Annotated in this window: 19 protein-coding genes; 14 read left to right on the forward strand and 5 right to left on the reverse strand. The window is 68.5% G+C overall.

Features of this window, described 5'->3' with window-relative positions:
* Positions 1-48 precede the first annotated feature (48 nt).
* Positions 49-264: a Flp family type IVb pilin gene (locus P2PM1_RS18455; RefSeq protein ID WP_186385907.1), complete on the forward strand. Its 216-nt coding sequence runs from the start codon at positions 49-51 to the stop codon at positions 262-264.
* A gap of 15 nt (positions 265-279) precedes the next feature.
* Here P2PM1_RS18455 and P2PM1_RS18460 read toward each other — a convergent pair whose 3' ends face one another.
* Complete coding sequence (locus P2PM1_RS18460) at positions 280-1206, reverse strand: class I SAM-dependent methyltransferase (RefSeq protein ID WP_186400040.1); 927 nt, start codon at positions 1204-1206, stop codon at positions 280-282.
* Positions 1207-1387: 181 nt separating this feature from the next.
* On the opposite strand from P2PM1_RS18460, the gene P2PM1_RS18465 reads away from it, so the two are divergent.
* The 4 genes from P2PM1_RS18465 (at position 1388) to P2PM1_RS18480 (ending at position 4057) form a co-directional block, all read left to right on the forward strand.
* The gene (locus P2PM1_RS18465) at positions 1388-2245 is read left to right on the forward strand and encodes a ComF family protein (protein ID WP_244301555.1); all 858 of its coding nucleotides are present in this window, start codon (positions 1388-1390) and stop codon (positions 2243-2245) included.
* A 128-nt stretch (positions 2246-2373) separates the two neighbouring features.
* The gene (grxC, locus tag P2PM1_RS18470; RefSeq protein WP_186400084.1) at positions 2374-2643 is read left to right on the forward strand and encodes a glutaredoxin 3; all 270 of its coding nucleotides are present in this window, start codon (positions 2374-2376) and stop codon (positions 2641-2643) included.
* A 38-nt stretch (positions 2644-2681) separates the two neighbouring features.
* Positions 2682-3548, forward strand: coding sequence for a carbon-nitrogen hydrolase family protein (locus tag P2PM1_RS18475; protein WP_186400041.1), 867 nt, complete (start codon positions 2682-2684; stop codon positions 3546-3548).
* Positions 3545-4057: a DUF1178 family protein gene (locus P2PM1_RS18480; protein WP_186400042.1), complete on the forward strand. Its 513-nt coding sequence runs from the start codon at positions 3545-3547 to the stop codon at positions 4055-4057. The genes P2PM1_RS18475 and P2PM1_RS18480 overlap by 4 nt, the downstream gene beginning before the upstream one ends.
* Before the next feature lie 21 nt (positions 4058-4078).
* On the opposite strand, the gene P2PM1_RS18485 is transcribed toward P2PM1_RS18480, so the two are convergent.
* Positions 4079-4528, reverse strand: coding sequence for a MarR family winged helix-turn-helix transcriptional regulator (locus P2PM1_RS18485; RefSeq protein WP_186400043.1), 450 nt, complete (start codon positions 4526-4528; stop codon positions 4079-4081).
* A 131-nt stretch (positions 4529-4659) separates the two neighbouring features.
* Here P2PM1_RS18485 and P2PM1_RS18490 point away from each other — a divergent pair, with 131 nt between their 5' ends.
* The 3 genes from P2PM1_RS18490 to P2PM1_RS18500 all read left to right on the forward strand — a co-directional run bounded on the left by P2PM1_RS18490 (position 4660) and on the right by P2PM1_RS18500 (position 6057).
* Positions 4660-5070 (forward strand): VOC family protein, encoded by a 411-nt coding sequence (locus P2PM1_RS18490; protein ID WP_186400044.1) that lies wholly within the window; start codon positions 4660-4662, stop codon positions 5068-5070.
* A 66-nt stretch (positions 5071-5136) separates the two neighbouring features.
* The gene (locus P2PM1_RS18495; RefSeq protein ID WP_186385980.1) at positions 5137-5490 is read left to right on the forward strand and encodes a DUF1428 domain-containing protein; all 354 of its coding nucleotides are present in this window, start codon (positions 5137-5139) and stop codon (positions 5488-5490) included.
* A 90-nt stretch (positions 5491-5580) separates the two neighbouring features.
* Positions 5581-6057, forward strand: a complete 477-nt coding sequence (locus P2PM1_RS18500) for a VOC family protein (protein WP_186390170.1) — start codon at positions 5581-5583, stop codon at positions 6055-6057.
* A gap of 12 nt (positions 6058-6069) precedes the next feature.
* On the opposite strand, the gene P2PM1_RS18505 is transcribed toward P2PM1_RS18500, so the two are convergent.
* A complete protein-coding gene (locus P2PM1_RS18505; RefSeq protein ID WP_186400045.1) occupies positions 6070-6765 on the reverse strand; it encodes an alpha/beta fold hydrolase in 696 nt (231 codons plus the stop codon).
* Between the two features lie 39 nt (positions 6766-6804).
* On the reverse strand, positions 6805-7569 hold the full coding sequence (ubiG, locus tag P2PM1_RS18510; RefSeq protein WP_186400046.1) for a bifunctional 2-polyprenyl-6-hydroxyphenol methylase/3-demethylubiquinol 3-O-methyltransferase UbiG: 765 nt from the start codon (positions 7567-7569) through the stop codon (positions 6805-6807).
* Between the two features lie 167 nt (positions 7570-7736).
* On the opposite strand from ubiG, the gene P2PM1_RS18515 reads away from it, so the two are divergent.
* The 6 genes from P2PM1_RS18515 to clpB all read left to right on the forward strand — a co-directional run bounded on the left by P2PM1_RS18515 (position 7737) and on the right by clpB (position 17402).
* On the forward strand, positions 7737-8987 hold the full coding sequence (locus P2PM1_RS18515) for an aspartate kinase (RefSeq protein WP_186397272.1): 1251 nt from the start codon (positions 7737-7739) through the stop codon (positions 8985-8987).
* A gap of 85 nt (positions 8988-9072) precedes the next feature.
* Entirely contained in the window at positions 9073-11340 is a 2268-nt protein-coding gene (gene ptsP / locus P2PM1_RS18520; RefSeq protein WP_186390166.1) for a phosphoenolpyruvate--protein phosphotransferase, read from the forward strand.
* Positions 11341-11422: 82 nt separating this feature from the next.
* Complete coding sequence (prfA, locus tag P2PM1_RS18525; RefSeq protein ID WP_186400047.1) at positions 11423-12496, forward strand: peptide chain release factor 1; 1074 nt, start codon at positions 11423-11425, stop codon at positions 12494-12496.
* Positions 12493-13380 carry a peptide chain release factor N(5)-glutamine methyltransferase gene (prmC, locus tag P2PM1_RS18530; protein WP_186400048.1) on the forward strand — a complete coding sequence of 296 codons (888 nt, stop codon included), beginning with the start codon at positions 12493-12495 and terminating at the stop codon, positions 13378-13380. The genes prfA and prmC overlap by 4 nt, the downstream gene beginning before the upstream one ends.
* A gap of 300 nt (positions 13381-13680) precedes the next feature.
* Positions 13681-14565, forward strand: a complete 885-nt coding sequence (locus P2PM1_RS18535; protein ID WP_371636870.1) for a DUF4167 domain-containing protein — start codon at positions 13681-13683, stop codon at positions 14563-14565.
* 236 nt (positions 14566-14801) lie between these two features.
* Positions 14802-17402 (forward strand): ATP-dependent chaperone ClpB, encoded by a 2601-nt coding sequence (clpB, locus tag P2PM1_RS18540; protein WP_186400049.1) that lies wholly within the window; start codon positions 14802-14804, stop codon positions 17400-17402.
* A gap of 102 nt (positions 17403-17504) precedes the next feature.
* Here clpB and P2PM1_RS18545 read toward each other — a convergent pair whose 3' ends face one another.
* Positions 17505-19475 (reverse strand): M23 family metallopeptidase, encoded by a 1971-nt coding sequence (locus P2PM1_RS18545; protein ID WP_186400050.1) that lies wholly within the window; start codon positions 19473-19475, stop codon positions 17505-17507.
* Positions 19476-20485: the final 1010 nt, after the last annotated feature.

Here is a 20485-nt window from a genome sequence, read left to right on the forward strand (position 1 = left end):
AGGATCCGCAGCCGCCACCGGAGAGGCAGGAAGCACGGGACGCGGCAGATGCAGGCACGAATCGACAAGTTGCGCGAGCGCGGCGATCAGGTCGTCGATCTGGCCGGCACCCTGCGCCGCGACGAGGCGGGCGCGACCGCCATCGAATACGGGCTGATCGTCGGCCTGGTGTCCTTTGCCATCATCGGCGCCCTGATGAGCATCCAGGGCGTGCTCGGCGACAACGTGTTCGCCGTGGTCGCCTCCGCGCTCGCCAATATCTGACCTAAGGTTTCGACCCTAGTCCGAACGGGGGGCCTTGCCCCCACGCTCCGCTTCGATTGCCGAGAGTGCGTCGGCAAGGCTCGCCTTTGCCGATCCCGGCTTCAGCGGCTTCTGCTGGCTTTCATGCGGCGCCCATCCCGACAGCGACACGAGATCGAACGTGGCACGGATCCGACCGTCCGGATCGGCATGGCGTTCGCCATAGATCTGCGCCGCCCGTGCCAGGGTGGCGCGCGGCAGCGGTTTGCGGCTGCGGTCGGTCAGCATATTGGCCGCGCCCATCGCCCTGAGATCGCGCATCAGGGCGAACATGTCGCCATAGCGCACGGTCAGGCGGTCGACATCGGCGACCGGCAGGGCGAAGCCGGCGCGCTGCAGCAGGGCGCCGAGCGCGCGGGTGTCGGCAAAGGGCGCGACGCGCGGGGTCGCGCCGCCCAGGGTCTCCAGCTCCGCCAGCAGGAAGGCGTCCTTCAGCTCGAACAGCGTGTCGCCGCCGAGCAGGTTGGCGAGGAACAGGCCGTCCGGGCGCAGCGCCCGGCGGATCTGGATCAAGGCGCCGGGCAGGTCGTTGACGAGATGCAGCGACAGGGCCGAGGCGACGAGATCGAGCGAGGCATCGGCAAAGGGCGGGACGGCGTCGTCGGCGACGAGCGCGGCGCCGGGCACCGCGCGGTCCTCGACCAGCAGGTCGGCGCGCAGCACCGTCCCGACCCGGCCGGAGGCGGCAAGGGCCGTCGAGACATGGCCGCGATGGCCGCCGAGATCGAGGGCGAGCGGAAAGTCGCGGCTGACCGCGGCGAGCCGTTCGCCGAGGTCGGCGGCGGCATGGGCAAGCAGGAAGTCGGCATCGCCCGAGGAGGTCGCAAGGCGGGCGAGCGCGCGGGCGCGGCGCAGCGCGAGCAGGCGCCGGTCGAAAATCTCGGGTCGCTCGCTCTCCGCCATGGCTTGTCCACTTCCGCCCTTGCCGGCCGTCCCGATGACGGCGCGCGCCACAGGTAGCGCCGGCAGGGGGGCGGGATCAAGGGCGGCGCGCGGGTTCGCGTCTCGATTGCATTTTTCACGCCGTAGCTGTTCACTGCCCGGGGCTTTCACGGCATCTTCCAGCGATCCTCCGGGGGACGGGATGGCGGACACAATCGCGGACACAGTCGCGGACACGCTGGCGAACACGCTGGCGGGCGGTGACGCGGCGGCGCGGCGCGGCGGGATCGGCGCGGCGATGCCGGTGCTGGCGGCGGCCGGGCGGCGGCTGCTCGACCTGCTGCTGCCGCCGACCTGCCTTGCCTGCGACGCGATTGTCGGGGTGGAGCAGACGCTGTGCCCGTCCTGCTGGAGCCGCATGCCGTTTCTTGCCCCGCCCTGGTGCGAGCGCCTCGGCCTGCCCTTCGCCTATGACCTTGGACCGGGCGCGTTGTCGCCGCAGGCGATCGCCCGGCCGCCGGCCTTCGAGCGGCTGCGGGCGGTGGCGGCCTATGGGGGGCCGGCGCGGGTGCTGGTGGCGCGGCTGAAATATCACGACCGGCCGTCGAGTGCCGGCGCGATGGGGCGCTGGATGGCGCGCACGGGAAGCGAATTGCTGGCGCCGCGCGCCGGCGAGGCGGGGCCGCCGCTGCTGGTGCCGGTGCCGCTGCACCGGCTGCGGATGTGGAGCCGGCGCTACAACCAGGCCGGCCTGCTGGCCCGCGAGATCGGCCGTGCCGGAGGGGTCGAGGTGCTGCCGCAGGCGCTGGTCCGGCGCAAGCGCACCCGGCAGCAGGTCGGGCTGGACGCGGCGGCGCGGGCGCGCAATGTCAGCGGCGCCTTCGCGGTGACGCCGCAGGGGCTGATGGCGATCTCCGGGCGGCGGGTGGTGCTGGTCGACGATGTCTATACGACCGGCGCGACGGTCGGCGCGGCAACCCGGACGCTGCTGCGCGAGGGGGCGACGGCGGTCGATGTGCTGGTGTTCGCCCATGCCGGCGCCGACGCGCCGCTCGGCTGAGGCCGAGGTTGGGGTGGTGACGCGCGTTGACGTCTTGCGGCGAGCGGGCAATGGTCAATATATGCAGAAAGGATGCCGGCTTCGCATGTGGGGAGGCCGGCGCGCGACATGGGAACGGCAGGACGGAAATCATGACAGTGGAGATCTATACGCGGCAGATGTGCGGCTATTGCGCGATGGCCAAGCAGCTCCTGCAGAAGAAGCAGGTGGCGTTCCGCGAATATGATGCCACCTATAGCCCGGAGCTGCGCAGGGAGATGATCCAGCGGGCCAGCACCGGGCGCGGCGGGACGACATTTCCGCAGATCTTCATCGGCGAGACCCATGTGGGCGGCTGCGACGACCTGATGGCGCTGGAGCGGGCCGGCCGGCTCGACGCGCTGCTGGCCGCGGCCTGAGCCGGATCGCGGCAGAGAACGGAAACGGGGCGGACGTCATGGGCAAGGCAGAGAGCGGAACACTCGTCGCGGCCGTCATCCAGATGCGCAGCGGGCGGGACGTCGCGGCCAATATCGACGCGGCGTCGACGCTGATCCGCCAGGCGGCGGCGGCGGGCGCGACCTATATCCAGACGCCGGAAATGACCAACCTGCTGGAGCGCAGCCGGGAGGATCTGTTCGTCAAGATCCGGGCCGAGAGGGAAGATCCTTCGGTGGCGGTCTTCGCGGCGATAGCCGCCGAACTGCAGATCGTGCTGCATATCGGCTCGCTGGCGATCCGCACCGGCGCGGACAGGGCCGCCAATCGCGGCTTCCTGTTCGGCACCGACGGGGTGCCGCTTGCCCGCTACGACAAGATCCACATGTTCGACGTCGATCTGCCGAATGGCGAGAGCTGGCGCGAATCGGCGACCTATCAGCCGGGGGACGAGGCCGTCGTGGTGCCGGCCGCCGGCACGCTGATCGGCCTCGGCATCTGCTACGACATCCGCTTCCCGGCGCTGTTTCGTGCCCAGGCGGGGGCGGGGGCGCGGGTGCTCACCGGCCCGGCGGCGTTCACCCGGCAGACCGGCGAGGCGCATTGGCATGTGCTGCAGCGGGCACGGGCGATCGAGAACGGCGCCTTCGTCGTCTCCGCCGCGCAAGGCGGCCGCCACGAGGACGGGCGCGAGACCTATGGCCACAGCCTGATCGTCGCGCCCTGGGGCGAGGTGATCGCCGAAGTCGACGGCGACGCGCCGGGCTATGCGCTGGCCACGCTCGACCTTGCCAAGGCCGACGAGGCGCGCCGGCGGATCCCCGCCATCGCCAACCAGCGCAAGTTCTCGCTTGCCGGACTGCGCGAAGCGGAGGCGGTCGAGTGATCCGTTACGCGCTCTCCTGCAAGGCCGGCCATGCCTTCGAGGGCTGGTTCCGCGGACTTGAGGATTTCGACCGCCAAAAGGCGGACGGGCTGCTGTCCTGCCCGTTCTGCGGCGGCCCCGAGGTCGACAAGGCCCTGATGGCGCCGGCGGTGTCGACCGCGCGCAGCAAGGAGGCGCGGGCCGAGAAGCTGGCCGCCTCCGCGCGGCAGACGGCCGGCGCCGAGGCGGCGGAGGTGGCGTCAGCGCCGGCGCCGGTGCCGGCGATCGCTGCGCCGCGCGGGCCGGAACAGGCGGCGCTGGTGGAAAAGCTGCGGGCCTTGCGGGCGGAACTGACCGCCAATGCGGAGAATGTCGGTGCGGCGTTTCCGGAAGAAGCGCGCAAGATCCATTATGGCGAGGCGGAAGCGCGCGGCATCTATGGCGCCGCCTCGCGCGAGGACATCGGCGAGTTGCTGGAGGAGGGCATCGCCGTGATGCCGCTGCCGGTGCTGCCCGAAGACCGCAACTGACGGCCGTCCGCCTGTCTCCCGCTATCTGATGTGTCCCAGAACGCCCAGCAGGGCGCGGGCCTGATCGGGTCCGCCGCCGGGCAGCGCCGCGTCGATCTCCGCATGGACCGAACGCCAGACCGGCACCGCGGCGATCAGGGTTTCGTGGCCCTTGTCGGTGAGGATCAGCAGGCGGCTGCGCCGGTCTTTCGGGTCGGGACGGGAGGCAACCAGGCCGTTGCGCTCCAGCGGCTTGAGCGCGGCCGTCAGCGTCGTGCGGTCCATGGCGAGCAGAGCCGCGACCGGGCCGAGCGGCGGCGGGTCCGGCCGGTTCAGCGACATCAGCAGCGAGAACTGTCCGTTGGTGAGGCCGAAGGGCTTCAGCGCTTCGTCGAAGCGGCGCGCAAGCGCCCGCGCCGCCCGCTGCGCATGCAGGCACAGGCAGGTGTCGCGGACCTCTAGCGTCGTTTCGAAGGGAAGCCGGTTTGACATGATCGAATTATGTTGATATCAACCTTTTTGTCAAGGCCGACCGCTGGCCTGCCTGCGGTTTTTCACAGGGCGGTTTTTCGCAGGAAAGACCAGGCAGAGCGGACGGGCCGGATGCGAAAAGGGAGAGTCGCGTGTCGAAAATGGTGTTTCTCAACCTGCCGGTGACGGACCTTGCGGTCGCCATCCGCTTCCAGGAGGCGCTGGGCGCAACGCAGGACATGCGGTTCTCCGACGACCGGGCGGCGGCGATGGTCCATTCGGACAGTGTCGTGGTGATGCTGCTGACGCATGCGCGCTTCTCGGACTTCATCGACAAGCAGATCATCGACGCCCGCACTCAGGTGCAGGGCCTGTTCGCCCTGTCCCTCGGCAGCCGCGACGAGGTCGATGCGCTGGTGGCGGCCGGGGTCGCCGCCGGCGGCCGGGCGGATCCCGGCCCGGCGCAGGATTACGGCTTCATGTATGGCCGGAGCTGCGAGGATCCGGACGGTCATGTCTTCGAGCTGTTCTGGATGGATCCGGCGGCGCTGGAACAGACATAGGCACAGGGACTTTGGACTGTGCTGTCCCTCAACTCACCAAGGATCGGGAGAACGGAAATGGTTGCGATGGGTTATGTCGATGGGTTCGTCGTCGCGGTGCCGGCGGCGAACAAGGAGAGCTATCTGAAACTGGCGGCGAAGGCCGCCCCGCTGTTCCGCGAGTTCGGCGCCACGCGGGTGGTCGAGTGCTGGGGCGATGACGTGCCGGACGGCAAGGTCACCGACTTCCGCGGCGCGGTGAAAGCGACGGAAGACGAGATCGTCGTCTTTAGCTGGATCGAATACCCGTCCAAGGAGGTGCGGGATGCCGCCGTGCAGAAGATGATGAGCGATCCGCGCATGAAGGAACTGGGCGACACCATGCCCTTCGACGGCAAGCGGATGATCCTCGGCGGGTTCGCGCCGATCCTCGACGCTTGAGAGCTTCGACAAGCGGCTTGCGCCCGCATGCCGGCGGGTATGCGGGCGCAAGCCGCGGGAAAGGGGCGCAAGGTGGGGGAGGAGAAAACGATGGCAAGCATTATCCAGCATTTGTGGTTCCGGGCCGACATGGCCGGAGCGCTTGAAACCTATACCCGGCTGATCCCCGGATCGGCCGTCGAGTGGACGTCGGCGCTGCCGGCGGAGTCTCCCGCGGGACCGGCCGGCAGCGTCAAGATCGCTGCCTTCCGGCTCGGCGACCAACGCTACCGGGCGATCGAGGCGGAGGCGCCCTGGGCCTTCAACCACACGTTCTCGGTGATGGTGGAATGTGAGGATCAGGCGGAGGTCGACCGGCTGTGGGACGGTCTCTCGGACGGCGGCGAGATCCAGCAATGCGGCTGGCTGCGCGACCGCTGGGGCCTTTATTGGCAGATCACGCCGCGCCGGCTCACCGAGCTGATGAACGATCCGGATCCGGCGGTGGCCAAGCGCGTTGCCGAAGCCATGCTCACCATGGTCAAGATGGACATTGCCGGGCTCGAGGCCGCGGCAGCGGCACGATAAGGCGGGCGCCGGTCAGGTGCCCAGCCAGTCGCGCATCACGGCGGTGACGGCGTCCGGCGCCTCCAGCGTCGGCAGGTGTCCGGCGCCGGCTACCACTTCCAGACGGCCGCCGGGGATCAGCTCCCGCATCTCGCGCGCCAGCTCCGGCGGTGTCAGCCGGTCGCCGTCGCCGACGACGATGGTGGTCGGACAGGCGATGGCGGCGAGGAAGGGGCGCGAATCCGGCCGGCCGAGGATCGCGCTCTGCTGGCGGATGAAGGCCTGCGGTCCGGTCGCGGTCGCCATCTGCGTGACGATCTCGCGCAGCGCCGCGTCCTCCTGCCGGTCCTCATGGACGAACAGGGGAAACAGCGCGGGCGTCACCTGGTCGAAGCGGCCGCTGTCGGCCAGCGCCATCAGGCGGCGGCGGTTCGCCGTCTGCTCCGCGCTGTCGGGGCGCGCGGAGGTGTCCAGCAGCATCAGCCGCGTGACCCGGTCCGGCGCCCGGCGCATCACTTCCATTGCGATATAGCCGCCCATCGACAGGCCGGCGAGGACAAAGCGCGGCGGCGCCGCCGCCAGCAGCCGGGTGGCAATCGCCGCGATGGTGTCGTCCTGGCGGTGATCGGCGATCGAAATGGCGGCGCCGGCGCCGGCCAGCTCGCCGATCTGCGGGGCATAGAGCGCCTCGGTGCAGAGCAGGCCGGGGACAAGGACGAGCGGATCCATCGGGGTCTCCTGCAGTGCCGTATCAGGTGTGGGGCCGTATCAGGCGGGACGGGCGAACAGCATCATGTAGTTGACGTCGGTGTCGGAGGTTTCCTGCCAGCGGTCGCGCAGCGGATCGAAGGAGACGCCGCAGCGCTCGACCTCCTGCAACCCCGCCGCCGCCAATGGCTCCAGCAGCTCCTGCGGGCGCACCAGTTTCTCGTAGGAGTGGGTGCCGCGCGGCAGCCAGCGCAGGACATATTCCGCCCCGACGATCGCCAGCGCATAGGCCTTCAGCGTGCGGTTGATCGTTGCGACGAACATCAGCCCGCCGGGCTTCACCAATTGCGCGCAGGCCCGGAGATAGAGCGGCACGTCGGCGACATGCTCGACCACCTCCATGTTGAGGACGACATCGAAGCGCTCGCCCGCCGCCGCCAGCGCCTCGGCCGTCGTCGCGCGGTAGTCGATGGCAAGGCCGGAGCCGGCGGCGTGGATCTTCGCCACCTCGATATTGGTCGCCGAGGCGTCGGCGCCGGTGACCTGCGCGCCGAGCCGGGCCATCGGCTCGCTGAGCAGGCCGCCACCGCAGCCGATGTCGAGCAGGCGCAGGCCGGAAAAGCCGTCGGCGGCCTTCTCGTCGCGGCCGAAATGGGCGCTGACCTGGCGCTTGATATAGGCAAGGCGCACCGGATTGAACTTGTGCAGCGGGCGGAACTTGCCGGCCGGGTCCCACCACTCGGCGGCCATCGCCGAGAAGCGGGCGACCTCGGCGTCGTCAACGGTGCTGCCGGCTCCGCCGGCTCCGGTCTGTGCGGCGCTCATGCTGCTGTCCTTTCGGGTTTCCCTTGCAGGTTTGGTCGATTGTCGCAGGCGCTTTGTCAAGCGTGGCAGTTGCGGCGGCGGGCCGCAGTCTGTATGGATGTCGCCCGATCCGGCCCGCTGTTCCGGCGGCCGACGCTCACCTTCTCGAAGACGACATAACACAGCCCATGGCCCGTCTGGTTCTCAAGTTCGGCGGAACCTCCGTCGCAAATCTCGAACGCATCCGCAACGTGGCGCGGCATGTGAAACGGGAGGTCGATGCCGGCCATCAGGTGGCGGTGGTCGTCTCCGCCATGGCGGGCGAGACCAACAAGCTGGTCGGCCTGTGCCGCGAGGCGTCGCTCTTGCATGATGCCCGCGAATATGACGCGGTCGTGTCGTCGGGCGAACAGGTGACGAGCGGCCTTCTCGCCATCGTGCTGCAGGACATGGGCGTCGAGGCCCGGTCCTGGCAGGGCTGGCAGATCCCGCTGAAGACCGACGCCCAGCACGGCGCCGCCCGGATCACCGAGATCGACGGCAACCGGCTGATCGAGCGGCTCGAGAAGGGCCAGGTGGCGGTGGTCGCCGGGTTCCAGGGGGTCGCCCCCGACAACCGCATCGCGACGCTCGGGCGCGGCGGCTCCGACACCAGCGCGGTGGCGCTGGCCGCGGCGATCCGCGCCGATCGCTGCGACATCTACACGGATGTGGACGGCGTCTACACCACCGACCCGCGCATCGTGCCGCGGGCCCGCCGCCTGGAGCGCATCGCCTTCGAGGAAATGCTCGAAATGGCCTCGCTCGGCGCCAAGGTGTTGCAGGTGCGCTCGGTCGAGATGGCCATGGTACACGGAGTGCGCACCTTCGTGCGCTCCAGCTTCGACGACCCGGATGCGCCGCAGCTCGGCGCGGGCGGCCTGCCCCCGGGCACACTCATCTGCGACGAGGACGAGATCGTGGAACAGCAAGTGGTAACCGGCATCGCCTTCGCGAAGGACGAGGCGCAGATTTCCATCCGCAACGTGGCCGACAAGCCGGGCGTCGCCAGCGCGGTGTTCGGCTCGCTGGCCGATGCCAACATCAATGTCGACATGATCGTCCAGAACATCTCGCCGGACGGGCGCACCACCGACATCACCTTCACGGTGCCGGAAAGCGACTACGACCGCGCCTTCGCGGTGCTGCGCGACAAGAAGGAACTGATCGGCTACCAGGCGATCGAGGGCGCGCGCGACGTGGTCAAGGTGTCGGTGATCGGCATGGGCATGCGCTCGCATGCGGGCATCGCTGCACGCTGCTTCCAGGGCCTCGCCGAGAAGGGGATAAACATCCGCGCCATCACGACGTCGGAGATCAAGATCTCGGTTCTCATCGATTCCGCCTATACCGAGCTTGCGGTGCGGACTCTCCATTCGCTATACGATTTGGACGGGTAAGCGATCCGCGGCACCTGCCGCCTCGCGATGCGGGCCTTCGGGCCCGCTGGCCCCTGACGGTGGTGCGGAAAGGATCTGACGGGTGATGCGGAGCACTCTCGCCGGGCCGCGCGTACTGTTGCGGCGCCTCCGCGAGGTCATGGCGGAGCCGATCAACGCGCAGGAGCGGCTGGACAAGATCGTGGTGCTGATCGCGGCCAATGTGGTGGCCGAGGTCTGCTCCGTCTACATCCTGCGCGCCGACGGCGTGCTCGAGCTTTACGCCACCGAGGGCCTCAACCGCGACGCGGTCCACAAGACCAGCCTGAAGGTCGGCGAGGGTCTGGTCGGCCTGATCGCCGCCGATGCCCGGCCGCTCAACCTGCCCAACGCCCAGGCGCATCCCGCCTTCGCCTATCGCCCGGAAACCGGCGAGGAGGCCTACAACTCCTTCCTCGGCGTGCCGATCCTGCGCGCGGGGCGGACGCTCGGCGTGCTCGTCGTCCAGAACCAGTCGCACCGGACCTATTTCGAGGACGAGGTGGAGGCGCTGCAGACCACGGCGATGGTGATCGCCGAGATGGTCGCCGCCGGCGAGTTGGAGGCCATCGTCCAGCAGGGCACCAAGCTCGACCTGACCCGGCCGATGCATTTCCAGGGCGTGGCGCTGTCCGACGGCGTCGGCCTTGGCCATGTGGTGCTGCACGAGCCGCGCGTCGTGGTCACCAACCTGATCGCCGAGGATGCCGGCGTCGAGCTGGAGCGGCTGGAGCGGGCGATCAACCGGCTGCGGATCTCGCTCGACGACCTCCTCAATTCCGGCGACTTCGCCCAGCATGGCGAGCATCGCGACGTGCTCGAGGCCTATCGGATGTTCGCCCATGACCGGGGCTGGATCCGCAAGATCGAGGAAGCGATCAACAACGGCCTGACCGCCGAGGCGGCGGTGGAGAAGGTGCAGTCGGACACGCGGGCGCGCATGCTGCGCCAGACCGACCCCTATCTGCGCGAGCGGCTGCACGATCTCGACGATCTCGCGCATCGGCTGATCCGCGAGCTGATGGGCCGCCAGCACGGGCCCTTGTCGGAAACCCTGCCGCAGGACGCGGTGATCATCGCCCGCAACATGGGCGCGGCGGAACTGCTAGACTATGGCCGCGAGCGCATCCGCGCGATCGCGCTGGAGGAGGGCGGCCCGACCAGCCACGTCACCATCGTCGCGCGGGCGCTCGGCATTGCCGCGGTCGGGCTTGCGGACAATCTCGTCAGCCTTGCGGAAACCGGCGACCCGATCATCGTCGACGGCGAAAGCGGCCAGGTGCATCTGCGCCCGGCGCCCGATATCGAGAACGCCTATGCGGAGAAGGTGCGCTTCCGTGCCCGCCGCCAGGCGCAATACCGGCGGCTGCGCAACAAGCCGTCGATCAGCCGCGACGGCATCGACATCTCGCTGCAACTCAACGCCGGCCTCCTGGTCGACCTGCCGGCCGTGGCGGAATCGGGGGCGAGCGGCGTCGGCCTGTTCCGCACCGAATTGCAGTTCATGGTCGCCTCCGCCTTCCCCAGGATGAGCGAGCAGCGCGACTATTACCGGCAGGTGCTGGATGCGGCCGGCGGGCGGCCGGTGACCTTCCGCACGCTCGACATCGGCGGCGACAAGGTGCTGCCCTATCTGCGGGCGATCCAGGAGGAAAACCCGGCGATGGGCTGGCGGGCGATCCGCTTCGGCCTCGACCGGCCGGGCATCCTGCGCACCCAGGTGCGCGCCCTGCTGCATGCCGCGTCCGGCCGCGACCTGAAGCTGATGTTCCCGATGGTCACCGAGGTCGCCGAGTTCCACAAGGCGCGCGGCGTGGTGGAGCGGGAGCTGAAGCATCTGCGCCGGCACGGCTATCCGGTGCCCGAGCGCTTGATGCTCGGCGTGATGATCGAGGTGCCGTCGCTGCTGTATCAGCTCGACGAACTCTATCAGGCGGTCGATTTCGTCTCGATCGGCTCGAACGACCTGTTCCAGTTCTTCAGCGCCGTCGACCGGGGCAACACCCGGGTCGCCGGCCGCTTCGACACGATGAGCCCGGCCTTCCTGCGGGCGCTGAAACATATCGTCGACAAGGCCAATGCCTATGCCACGCCGGTGACCGTGTGCGGCGAGATCGCCGGTCGGCCGCTGGAGGCGATGGCGCTTGCCGCGCTCGGCTATCGCCATCTGTCGATGTCGGCCTCGGCGCTCGGACCGGTGAAGGCGATGGTCCGCACCCTCGATGTCGGCCGCCTCGCCGCGCGCCTGCTGCCGAGGCTGGACGAGCCGGCGGCCGCCGCCGATATCCGCGGCTTCCTGCGGCGCTTTGCCTCCGACACGGATGTCGCCTTGTAGCGAGCCTGCCAGCGACCCTGCGCGCCAGGCCTGCTTCGGCCCGCAAGGGCCTTCCTTCCCCCATCTTGAGGATCGCAACGCCATGATCCCGGCGGACAAACTGGATGCGCTGCTGACGCGTGTCGCCGAACTGGAATACCGGATGACCCAGAATCCGGACCCGGAGACCTATGTCCGGCTGGCGCGCGACTATGCCGAGCTGGAGCCGCTGGCCGCGCGCATCACCGCGCTGCGCAAGGCGGAGGCGGAACTGGCGGGCGTCGAGGCGATGCTGACCGACCCGGCCGCCGACGCGGAGATGCGCGAGCTTGCCGAGATCGAACGGGACGACTTGCGCGAACGCGTCGAGGCCTTGGCGCAGGCGGTGCGCATCGGCTTCCTGCCGAAGGACGTGGCGGACGACCGCAACGTCATTCTCGAGGTGCGGGCCGGAACGGGGGGCGACGAGGCGGCGCTCTTTGCCGGCGATCTCTTCCGCATGTACCAGCGCTATGCCCAGTTGAAGGGATGGAAGGTCGAGATCCTGTCGGCGAGCGAGGGCGAGGTCGGCGGCTTCAAGGAAGTGATTGCGTCCGTTGCCGGCGACCAGGTCTTCGCCCGGCTGAAGTTCGAATCCGGCGTGCACCGGGTGCAGCGGGTGCCGGAGACCGAATCGGGCGGGCGCATCCACACCTCGGCGGCAACGGTGGCGGTGCTGCCGCAGGCCGAGGACGTCGATGTGCAGATCAACGATGCCGATCTGCGGATCGATACGTTCCGCGCCTCCGGCGCCGGCGGCCAGCACGTCAACACCACCGATTCGGCGGTGCGCATCACCCATATGCCGACCGGCATCGTCGTCGCCGTGCAGGACGAGCGCTCGCAGCACAAGAACAAGGCCAAGGCGCTTCAGCTCCTGCGCGCCCGCATCTTCGACGAGGAACGCGCCCGGCTGGCGGGCGAACGGACGGAGGCCCGCCGCCTGCAGGTGGGATCGGGCGACCGGTCGGAGCGCATCCGCACCTACAACTTCCCGCAAGGGCGGGTGACCGACCACCGGATCGGCCTGACGCTCTACAAGCTTCCCGAGGTGATCGGCGGCGAGGCGCTCGACGACGTGATCGAGCCGCTGGCGCTCGACCACCAGGCGACCCTGCTGGCGGCGGAAGGGCTGTGAGCTCGAGCTCGAACTCGCGCGATCGGCGGCTCGGTACCCTGTGCCGCGAGGCGCGGGCGCGTCTTGCCGAGGCGGGCGTTGCGACGGCGGCGCTCGACGCGCGGCTGCTCGTTGCCGATGCGGCGGGCGTCGAGCCGGCCGTGCCGCTCACCGATCCCGAGCGGGAGATCGGCGAGGCGGCGCTTGCACAGGTCGACAGCCATGTCGCGCGCCGGCTCGCCGGCGAGCCGGTCGGACGGATCCTGGGTGCGCGCGAGTTCTGGGGGCTCCCCTTCGCCCTGTCGCGCGAGGTGCTGGAGCCGCGCCCCGATACCGAACGGCTGGTGGAGGCGGTGCTGGCCTGGTGCGACGAGGGCAAGGGACGGGATCACCCGTATCGCTTCGCCGATCTCGGCACGGGCAGCGGGGCGATCGCCGTGGCCTTGCTGAGCGAGCTGCCGAAGGCCGTGGCGGTGGCCTCCGACCTGGCGCCCGGCGCTTTGGCAACGGCGCGCGACAACGCCCGGCGCAACGGTGTCGGAGCACGGTTTCTCGCCTGCCGGGGCGATTTTGCCGCGATGCTGGCGCCGGGACTGGATTTCCTTGTCTCGAATCCGCCCTATATTTCCCTTACGGAAGAATCCGGCCTGTCCCGGGAGGTGCGGCAGTACGATCCCCACGCGGCGCTGTTTGCCGGCGAGGACGGACTCGATGCCTATCGTGCGATCCTGCCGCAGGCGCGGGAGCATCTTGTCCGATTCGCGCCGGTGTTTCTGGAGATCGGCGCCTCCCAGGCGCTTGCCGTTGCGGCATTGGCACAGTCGGCGGGGTTCGACGATATCGCGATATTTCAAGACCTTGCCGGATGCGACAGGGTCTTGCGGCTACGCTGTGTTGCAAAATAGCGGCAGATCCGGGGCTTGTAAAAAAGACGCTTGGAAAACCGGACGGAACGGGCTAGGTTCACCTCGCCGAGACCCGACGGGGGTGGCGTTAAAAGCCACGGGTGGGCAGTTCGAAAGTTATCGAGGCTTTTCGTTCCGGCCAGATCTCGCATCGCATGACGGGACTCACCGTCGGCAAGGATGCCCGAAGGACCGCAGGGTCCCGGGATCACTCGGCATCGGTCTGTTCAAGATGAACCCTTAGAGTCAAGCGGGATTGAGCGGCATGTGCCGTTTCGCGGTCCGCTGAAGGTCTCTTGATTGGCCCACGCAACACCGGCTTCGTGCGGTTGCGTTTCATGGCGCCGGCTCCCCGAGAGCCGGACTCCTGACCGGATTTGCCGGTCGCCGTTCTTGAGAGTTAACGGCAGAATGAGACCAGGAAATCAGAGCAACAAGCGCATCCGCGGCCGTGGCCGCAAGGGACCGAATCCGCTTTCGCGGACGTATGAATCGAACGGTCCCGACGTCAAGATCCGCGGAACGGCGCATCATGTAGCCGAGAAGTATCAGCAGCTCGCCCGCGACGCGTCGGCAGCCGGTGACCGGGTCATGTCGGAGAACTATCTCCAGCATGCCGAGCACTACCTGCGGATCATCGCCGCGGCGCAGCAGAGCATGCACCAGCCGGTGGTCCTGCCGCGCGGCGACGAAGCGGAGGACGAGGCGGAGGAGCTTGAGGAGCGCAATGAGCGCACCGAGCGCGCCGACCGCCGCGAGCGGGATCGCGATCGCGATCGGGACCGTGACCGTGATGGGGGAGCGCAGGCTTCGGCAAAGCCGGTCATGCCTGTGGACGCACCGCAGCCGTTCGTCGACGACATTCCGGTCCTCAACACCAAGTCGTTCCCCGGCCAGCCGACAGAGGCCGAGGCAGAGGACGATGCAGGCGATGCGGATGGCGATGCCGACGACCGGGGACGCCGCCGGGTTCGCGGCGCACGCGGACGCGGACTGCGTCGCAACCGCACCGCCCAGGGCGAGGCCGGAGCGCCCGACGAGAAAATGAACGGCGTCGAGCATTCCGCCGCCGCGGAGGCCGAGGTTGCCGTCGAGGCGCCGGAGGAGGACAAGAAGCCGCGGGCGCGCCGCGCGCCGCGCAGCCGCAAGCCGGCCGAGGCGGAGGCGGCGCCGACGGACGCCTGATCCCAGGACGGATCCGCGGCGAGCCCCTGCGCCGAACATCACAGCGACAAGGCCGCGGCACGTTCCGCGGCCTTTTTGCTGTCGAGCGCCGGATCCGCAATGCCCCCCTCTTTTGTGCTCGAAATGCAACACTATATGCTGGGTGCGGCCCTTATCGGGCCGTGCGGATGCCAGTGCGGGTCCGCATTCCGAAAAGGCGGCCTTGCTGCGGGGGGCTGTCGGATCTGGAGGTCATCATGGATTTCGAGAAATACACGGAGCGGGCGCGCGGGTTCGTCCAGTCGGCGCAGACCCAGGCGCTCGGACAGTCCCACCAGCAATTCACGCCCGAACATCTTCTGAAGGTTCTGCTGGACGACCCGGAAGGGCTGGCCGCCGGCCTGATCGACCGCTCGGGCGGGCGCTCGCGCGATGTGCTTGCCGCCACCGAGAAGGCGCTCGCCACCTTGCCGAAGGTTTCGGGCGGCAGCGGACAGCTTTATCTTTCGCCCGCCCTTGCCCAGGTTTTCGACCAGGCGGAGAAGCTGGCCGACAAGGCCGGCGATTCCTATGTCACGGTGGAGCGGCTGCTGGTCGCGCTGGCGATCATCAAGGACAGCGCCGCCGGCAAGGCGCTTGCCGATGGCGGCGTCACGCCGGTGCGGCTCAACGAGGCGATCAACGACCTGCGCAAGGGGCGCAAGGCAGACACCGCCTCGGCGGAAGGCCAGTATGACGCCCTGAGCAAATATGCCCGCGACCTGACCCAGGTCGCCCGCGACGGCAAGCTCGACCCGGTGATCGGCCGCGACGACGAGATCCGCCGCACCATGCAGGTGCTGTCGCGCCGCACCAAGAACAATCCGGTGCTGATCGGCGATCCGGGCGTCGGCAAGACGGCGATCGCCGAAGGTCTGGCGCTGCGGATCGTCAATGGCGACGTGCCGGAGAGCCTGAAGGACAAGAAGCTGCTTGCCCTCGACATGGGCTCGCTGATCGCCGGCGCGAAGTATCGCGGCGAGTTCGAGGAGCGCCTGAAGGCGGTTCTGTCCGAGGTCCAGGCGGCGGCCGGCGGCATCATTCTGTTCATCGACGAGATGCACACGCTGGTCGGCGCCGGCAAGGCGGATGGCGCCATGGACGCCTCCAACCTCTTGAAGCCGGCGCTGGCGCGCGGCGAGCTGCACTGCGTCGGCGCGACCACGCTCGACGAGTACCGCAAGTATGTAGAGAAGGACGCGGCGCTGGCGCGGCGCTTCCAGCCGGTCTTCGTCGACGAGCCGACGGTGGAGGACACGATCTCCATCCTGCGCGGCATCAAGGAGAAATACGAGCTGCATCACGGCGTGCGGATCACCGATTCGGCGGTGGTGGCGGCGGCGACCCTGTCCAACCGCTACATCACCGACCGGTTCCTGCCGGACAAGGCGATCGACCTGGTCGACGAGGCGGCGAGCCGCCTGCGCATGCAGGTCGACAGCAAGCCGGAGGAACTGGACGAGCTCGACCGGCGGATCATCCAGCTCAAGATCGAGCGCGAGGCGCTGAAGAAGGAGACCGATCCGGCGGCCCGCGACCGGCTCGACAAGCTCGAAGGGGAGCTTGCCGACCTGGAAGAGGAATCGGACGCTCTCACCGCCCGCTGGCAGGGCGAGAAGGAGAAGCTGTCGTCCGAGCAGAAGCTGAAGGAGCAGCTCGACCAGGCCCGCATCGATCTGGAAAAGGCGCAGCGCCGGGGCGACCTCGCCAAGGCCGGCGAACTTGCCTATGGCGTCATTCCCGGGCTCGAGAAGGCCCTGGCCGATGTCGAGGCGAGGGGCGGCGCCGACGGGGCGATGGTCGAGGAGGCGGTGACCACCGATCATGTCGCCCATGTGGTGTCGCGCTGGACCGGCATCCCGGTCGACAGGATGCTGGAAGGCGAGCGCGAGAAGCTGCTGCGCATGGAGGACGAGCTGGCACGGCGCGTCATCGGTCAGCAGGAAGCGGTGCATGCGGTCTCGACCGCCGTGCGCCGGGCGCGGGCCGGCCTGCAGGATCCGAACCGGCCGATCGGCTCGTTCCTGTTCCTCGGGCCGACCGGCGTCGGCAAGACCGAACTGACCAAGGCGCTGGCGGAGTTCCTGTTCGACGACGAGACGGCAATGGTCCGCCTCGACATGTCGGAATATATGGAGAAGCACTCGGTCTCCCGGCTGATCGGCGCGCCTCCCGGCTATGTCGGCTATGAGGAGGGCGGTGCGCTGACCGAGGCGGTGCGGCGGCGGCCCTATCAGGTCGTGCTGTTCGACGAAATCGAGAAGGCCCATGGCGACGTGTTCAACGTGCTGCTGCAGGTGCTCGACGACGGGCGGCTGACCGATGGTCAGGGCCGGACGGTCGACTTCCGCAACACGCTGATCGTGCTGACCTCGAATCTCGGCGCCGAATATCTGGTGGCCCAGCCGGAGGGAGAGGATTCCTCCGCGGTGCGCGACCAGGTGATGGCGGTGGTGCGCGCGTCGTTCCGGCCGGAATTCCTCAACCGGCTCGACGACCAAATCCTGTTCCACCGCCTGCAGCGCTCGCAGATGGCGGCAATCGTCGACATCCAGCTCAAGCGGCTGGAGAAGTTGCTCGCCGACCGCAAGATCGGCCTGCACCTGGATGCCGGCGCCCGCGACTGGCTGGCCGAGAAGGGCTACGACCCCGCCTATGGCGCAAGGCCGCTGAAGCGGGTGATCCAGCGCGAGGTGCAGGACCCGCTGGCCGAGATGATCCTGGCCGGACGGGTCGCCGACGGACAGTCGGTCGTCGCCACCGCCGGGTCGGATCGGCTGCTGTTCGAAGTAGCGACATCGGAAAGCGCGGCGGCCTGAGCCGCTCGCACCTGCCGAAAGACAAAGGCCCGGGCAGCGATGCCCGGGCCTTCTGTCTTCTGCCCTGCGGGCCAGGTCGTCCTGTCAGACCGTTTCGTTCCGTCAGTTGATGGCGGCGGCCGAGGCGGAGGCAATCCGCGAGGGGCCGGCGGCACGCTCGACCAGGGCATCGATGCGCTCGCGCTCGCGATGGAAGGCGGCCAGCAGGTCGCCTTCGAGCACCCGTCCGCGCGGCAGACGGATGCGCATCGGGTTCACGAAGCGGCCGTTCACCTTGACCTCGTAGTGAAGATGCGGGCCGGTCGACAGGCCGGTCGAGCCGACATAGCCGATGATCTGTCCCTGGTTGACCTTGACGCCCTCGCGGATGCCCTCGGCGAAGCTGGTCTGGTGGCTGTAGGTGGTCTCATAGCCATTGGCGTGCTGGATCTCGATGCGCTGGCCGTAGCCGGAAACCCAGCGCGCCTTGGTGACCACGCCATTGCCCGCCGCCATGATCGGCGTGCCGCGCTGGGCGGACCAGTCGACGCCGCTGTGCAGCCTCATGACGCCGACGATCGGGTGGCGGCGCATGCCGAAGCCGGAGCGGAACTGGCCGCCCGACAGCGGCTTGCGCATCAGGAACTTCTTCGCGCTCTTGCCGGTCTCGTCATAGAAGTCGACCTGCCCGTCGTCGGGCGTGCGGAACCGGTAGAACCGATGCATGGTGCTGCGGGTGGTCAGGGCCGTGTAGAGGATCTCGGCCGGAACGTTGTCGGCATTCTGCTCCAGGCCGTAGAAGACCTCGAAGGAATCGCCCGGCTTGACCCGCGACTTGAAGTCGACGTCGAAGGAGAAGATCCGGACCAGATCGGTGATCATCTCCGGCTGCATCTCCTGTTCGAGCGCGGTCTGGTAGAGACTGTCGTAGATCGTCGGAGTGGTTCCGGCATAGCCGACGCGATCGGCCTCGGCGAAGGCATCGGCCAGGAACGTGTCGGGCGCCTGGGCCGCGACGAACTCCCCCGTATCCGAGCGGGCGATGGTGGCGCGGTGCTCGGTGTCGGCATAGAGGCTGACGCGCTGCGGCTGCAGCCGGCCGGCCTCGTCCGGGCTGGGAGCGAGCGCGATGCGCAGGCGCTGGCCCATTTCCAGCTTCTCGATGCCGTATTCGCGAACGAAGGCGTCGACGATGCTGGCCGCGTCCTCCTCGGTCGCGTAATTCGCCATCAACTCGTCCTGGAAGCTCTCCTCGCCGCTGACCGGAACGATCTTCTCTTCCATGCCGGCATAGATGTCGGAGGTCTCGCTCTTGGAGACGAAGGAGACGTTTTCCGGCGTGATGCGCACGCTGAGGCGGGACAGCTCCGGCTGCTGGGCCAGATGAAAGTCGAAGCGGCCCGGATCGATCACCGGTCCGCTGGCCTCGTCGACCGAATTGCCGGCCAGGAAGCGGGCCGACTGGCGGACGAACTGCTCGATCTCCAGTTCCTCATAGCCGCTGTCGGCGGTCGCGAGCGGGTTGTCGAGCGGGAAGTCGCGGGTGCTGATCGTCACCTCGCCCTCGACGCGGGCATCGTAGAGCGCATCGCTGACGGCGCGGGCCGGGATGACGTTGGCATCGGAGAAAAGCTGGAGCGGGTTGAAGGGCGGGATGTTCTCGGAGGTCTCGCGCGAGGCGCGCGTGGCAAGCGTGGCGGTGACCAGCGCATAGGGCCTCAGCTTGATGTGATCGCGTCCGTCGATGCGGTTGACGGTGGAGACCGGGATGACATGCCGGTTGGAATATTGCGCGGCGGCCCGGATGACGCGGTCGCCCTTGGCGGAGCCGCTGCCGCCGACGGTTCTGGAGGCGGTGACTTCCGGCTGGTCGCCGCGCGAGGGCGCCGCCGAGACCTTGTACTGGCCGTCAAGCGCGGCAAACAGGGCTCCGCCCATCAGCGTGACCGAGGTCAGGCCGGTCAGGACCGAGCCCGTAAGCCATCGCAAGCTGACCCGGCGCCGATCCGGCAACTGGTCGCGCTCGTCATAGACCATGAGGGGCGGCTCGTCGCCAAGGTCCGGCGAGGTGCGGTGTGTCGCGCCGAGATGCATCCTGTCCTTCTCGTCGTGCTCGGTCCCTGCGGCCGACGCCCGTCGGCACCGGCCCGCAACTGCCTTCGTTCTTGCAGGCCGTTGCCGGCCCGTCCCTGCGTCTCGCGATCTCGCCTGCCCCGGCGTTCGACGCGATCCCTGCTTGCCCCGGAAGGCCTGCCGAACAGGCCCCCCGGCCTTGGCCAGACAGTGTCCGGCAGTGCCCGGCAATAGAAAGAGCCGCGCATCCAACCATGCCCAGCGCGCCCAGGCCAAAGCCAGTCAAAGGCGCTGGTCGAGCCGGTGTGGCCGGAACGGCGCAGGCGGCATCATAGGAACCCCGAAGGACAAGAGCAATCTGGCGTATTTGTGACGCGACCTTGCCACAATTCGCGATGTGACGGGAATTGGCCGCTCGGCGCCCCCGCCGCGCTGTCTCCCGTGCCGTCTCCCGTGCCCGTCCGCGCAGGCACGAAGCGCATTTGCGCGCGGGGGCTCGTTAGAAGCCGTGCCGCTGGTGTGCTTCAGGAACGTGCTTCGGGGCCGTGCTTCAAGCTGCGTGTGCTGCCGGCGCGCCGACGATGGGCGCCGACGATGGGCGCCGGGGAGGGCAGGGGGATGGAGGGAGGATGACGTCCGGATGACACGAAAGCGGGGCTTGCGGGGCTCGCGAGTTGCTTCAAAGGGCCGGTTCTGCCGGTTCCGGCGGCGAGGTCTCGGATCGCAAGGTGCCGCCGCTAGCCTTGTCGCCTCTCCTGTGCATATTGTTATGTTGTTGATATTGTTTTGGTTTGTGTGTTTGTTGGGTATGTTTTCCCCAGGGGTTTGGGTGTGTTTGGATTGGTTTTTTGGTTTGGTTTGATTTTTTTTGGTGAGGTGGGTTGACGGTGTTGGGGGGTGGTGGGTATATAGCTCCCACAACGACGGCGCCGCCGGGGTTCACCGGCGGCTTTGACTGTCGCTATCACCTGATACGAACTGACATGGGGTTGCGCCCTTCGGGGTGCTGGGATTTCTTGTCGCTTCGGTAA

It is taken from the genome of Stappia sp. P2PMeth1 (genome assembly GCF_900185735.1).
GTDB lineage: Bacteria > Pseudomonadota > Alphaproteobacteria > Rhizobiales > Stappiaceae > Stappia.

Coding starts and splice junctions, on each gene's coding strand:
- P2PM1_RS18455 (WP_186385907.1), top strand. CDS start 49: ATGCAGGCACGAATCGACAAGTTGCGCGAGCGCGGCGATCAGGTCGTC.
- P2PM1_RS18460 (WP_186400040.1), bottom strand. CDS start 1,206: ATGGCGGAGAGCGAGCGACCCGAGATTTTCGACCGGCGCCTGCTCGCG.
- P2PM1_RS18465 (WP_244301555.1), top strand. CDS start 1,388: ATGGCGGACACAATCGCGGACACAGTCGCGGACACGCTGGCGAACACG.
- P2PM1_RS18475 (WP_186400041.1), top strand. CDS start 2,682: ATGGGCAAGGCAGAGAGCGGAACACTCGTCGCGGCCGTCATCCAGATG.
- P2PM1_RS18485 (WP_186400043.1), bottom strand. CDS start 4,528: ATGTCAAACCGGCTTCCCTTCGAAACGACGCTAGAGGTCCGCGACACC.
- P2PM1_RS18495 (WP_186385980.1), top strand. CDS start 5,137: ATGGGTTATGTCGATGGGTTCGTCGTCGCGGTGCCGGCGGCGAACAAG.
- P2PM1_RS18500 (WP_186390170.1), top strand. CDS start 5,581: ATGGCAAGCATTATCCAGCATTTGTGGTTCCGGGCCGACATGGCCGGA.
- P2PM1_RS18505 (WP_186400045.1), bottom strand. CDS start 6,765: ATGGATCCGCTCGTCCTTGTCCCCGGCCTGCTCTGCACCGAGGCGCTC.
- ubiG (WP_186400046.1), bottom strand. CDS start 7,569: ATGAGCGCCGCACAGACCGGAGCCGGCGGAGCCGGCAGCACCGTTGAC.
- P2PM1_RS18515 (WP_186397272.1), top strand. CDS start 7,737: ATGGCCCGTCTGGTTCTCAAGTTCGGCGGAACCTCCGTCGCAAATCTC.
- ptsP (WP_186390166.1), top strand. CDS start 9,073: ATGCGGAGCACTCTCGCCGGGCCGCGCGTACTGTTGCGGCGCCTCCGC.
- prfA (WP_186400047.1), top strand. CDS start 11,423: ATGATCCCGGCGGACAAACTGGATGCGCTGCTGACGCGTGTCGCCGAA.
- clpB (WP_186400049.1), top strand. CDS start 14,802: ATGGATTTCGAGAAATACACGGAGCGGGCGCGCGGGTTCGTCCAGTCG.
- P2PM1_RS18545 (WP_186400050.1), bottom strand. CDS start 19,475: ATGCATCTCGGCGCGACACACCGCACCTCGCCGGACCTTGGCGACGAG.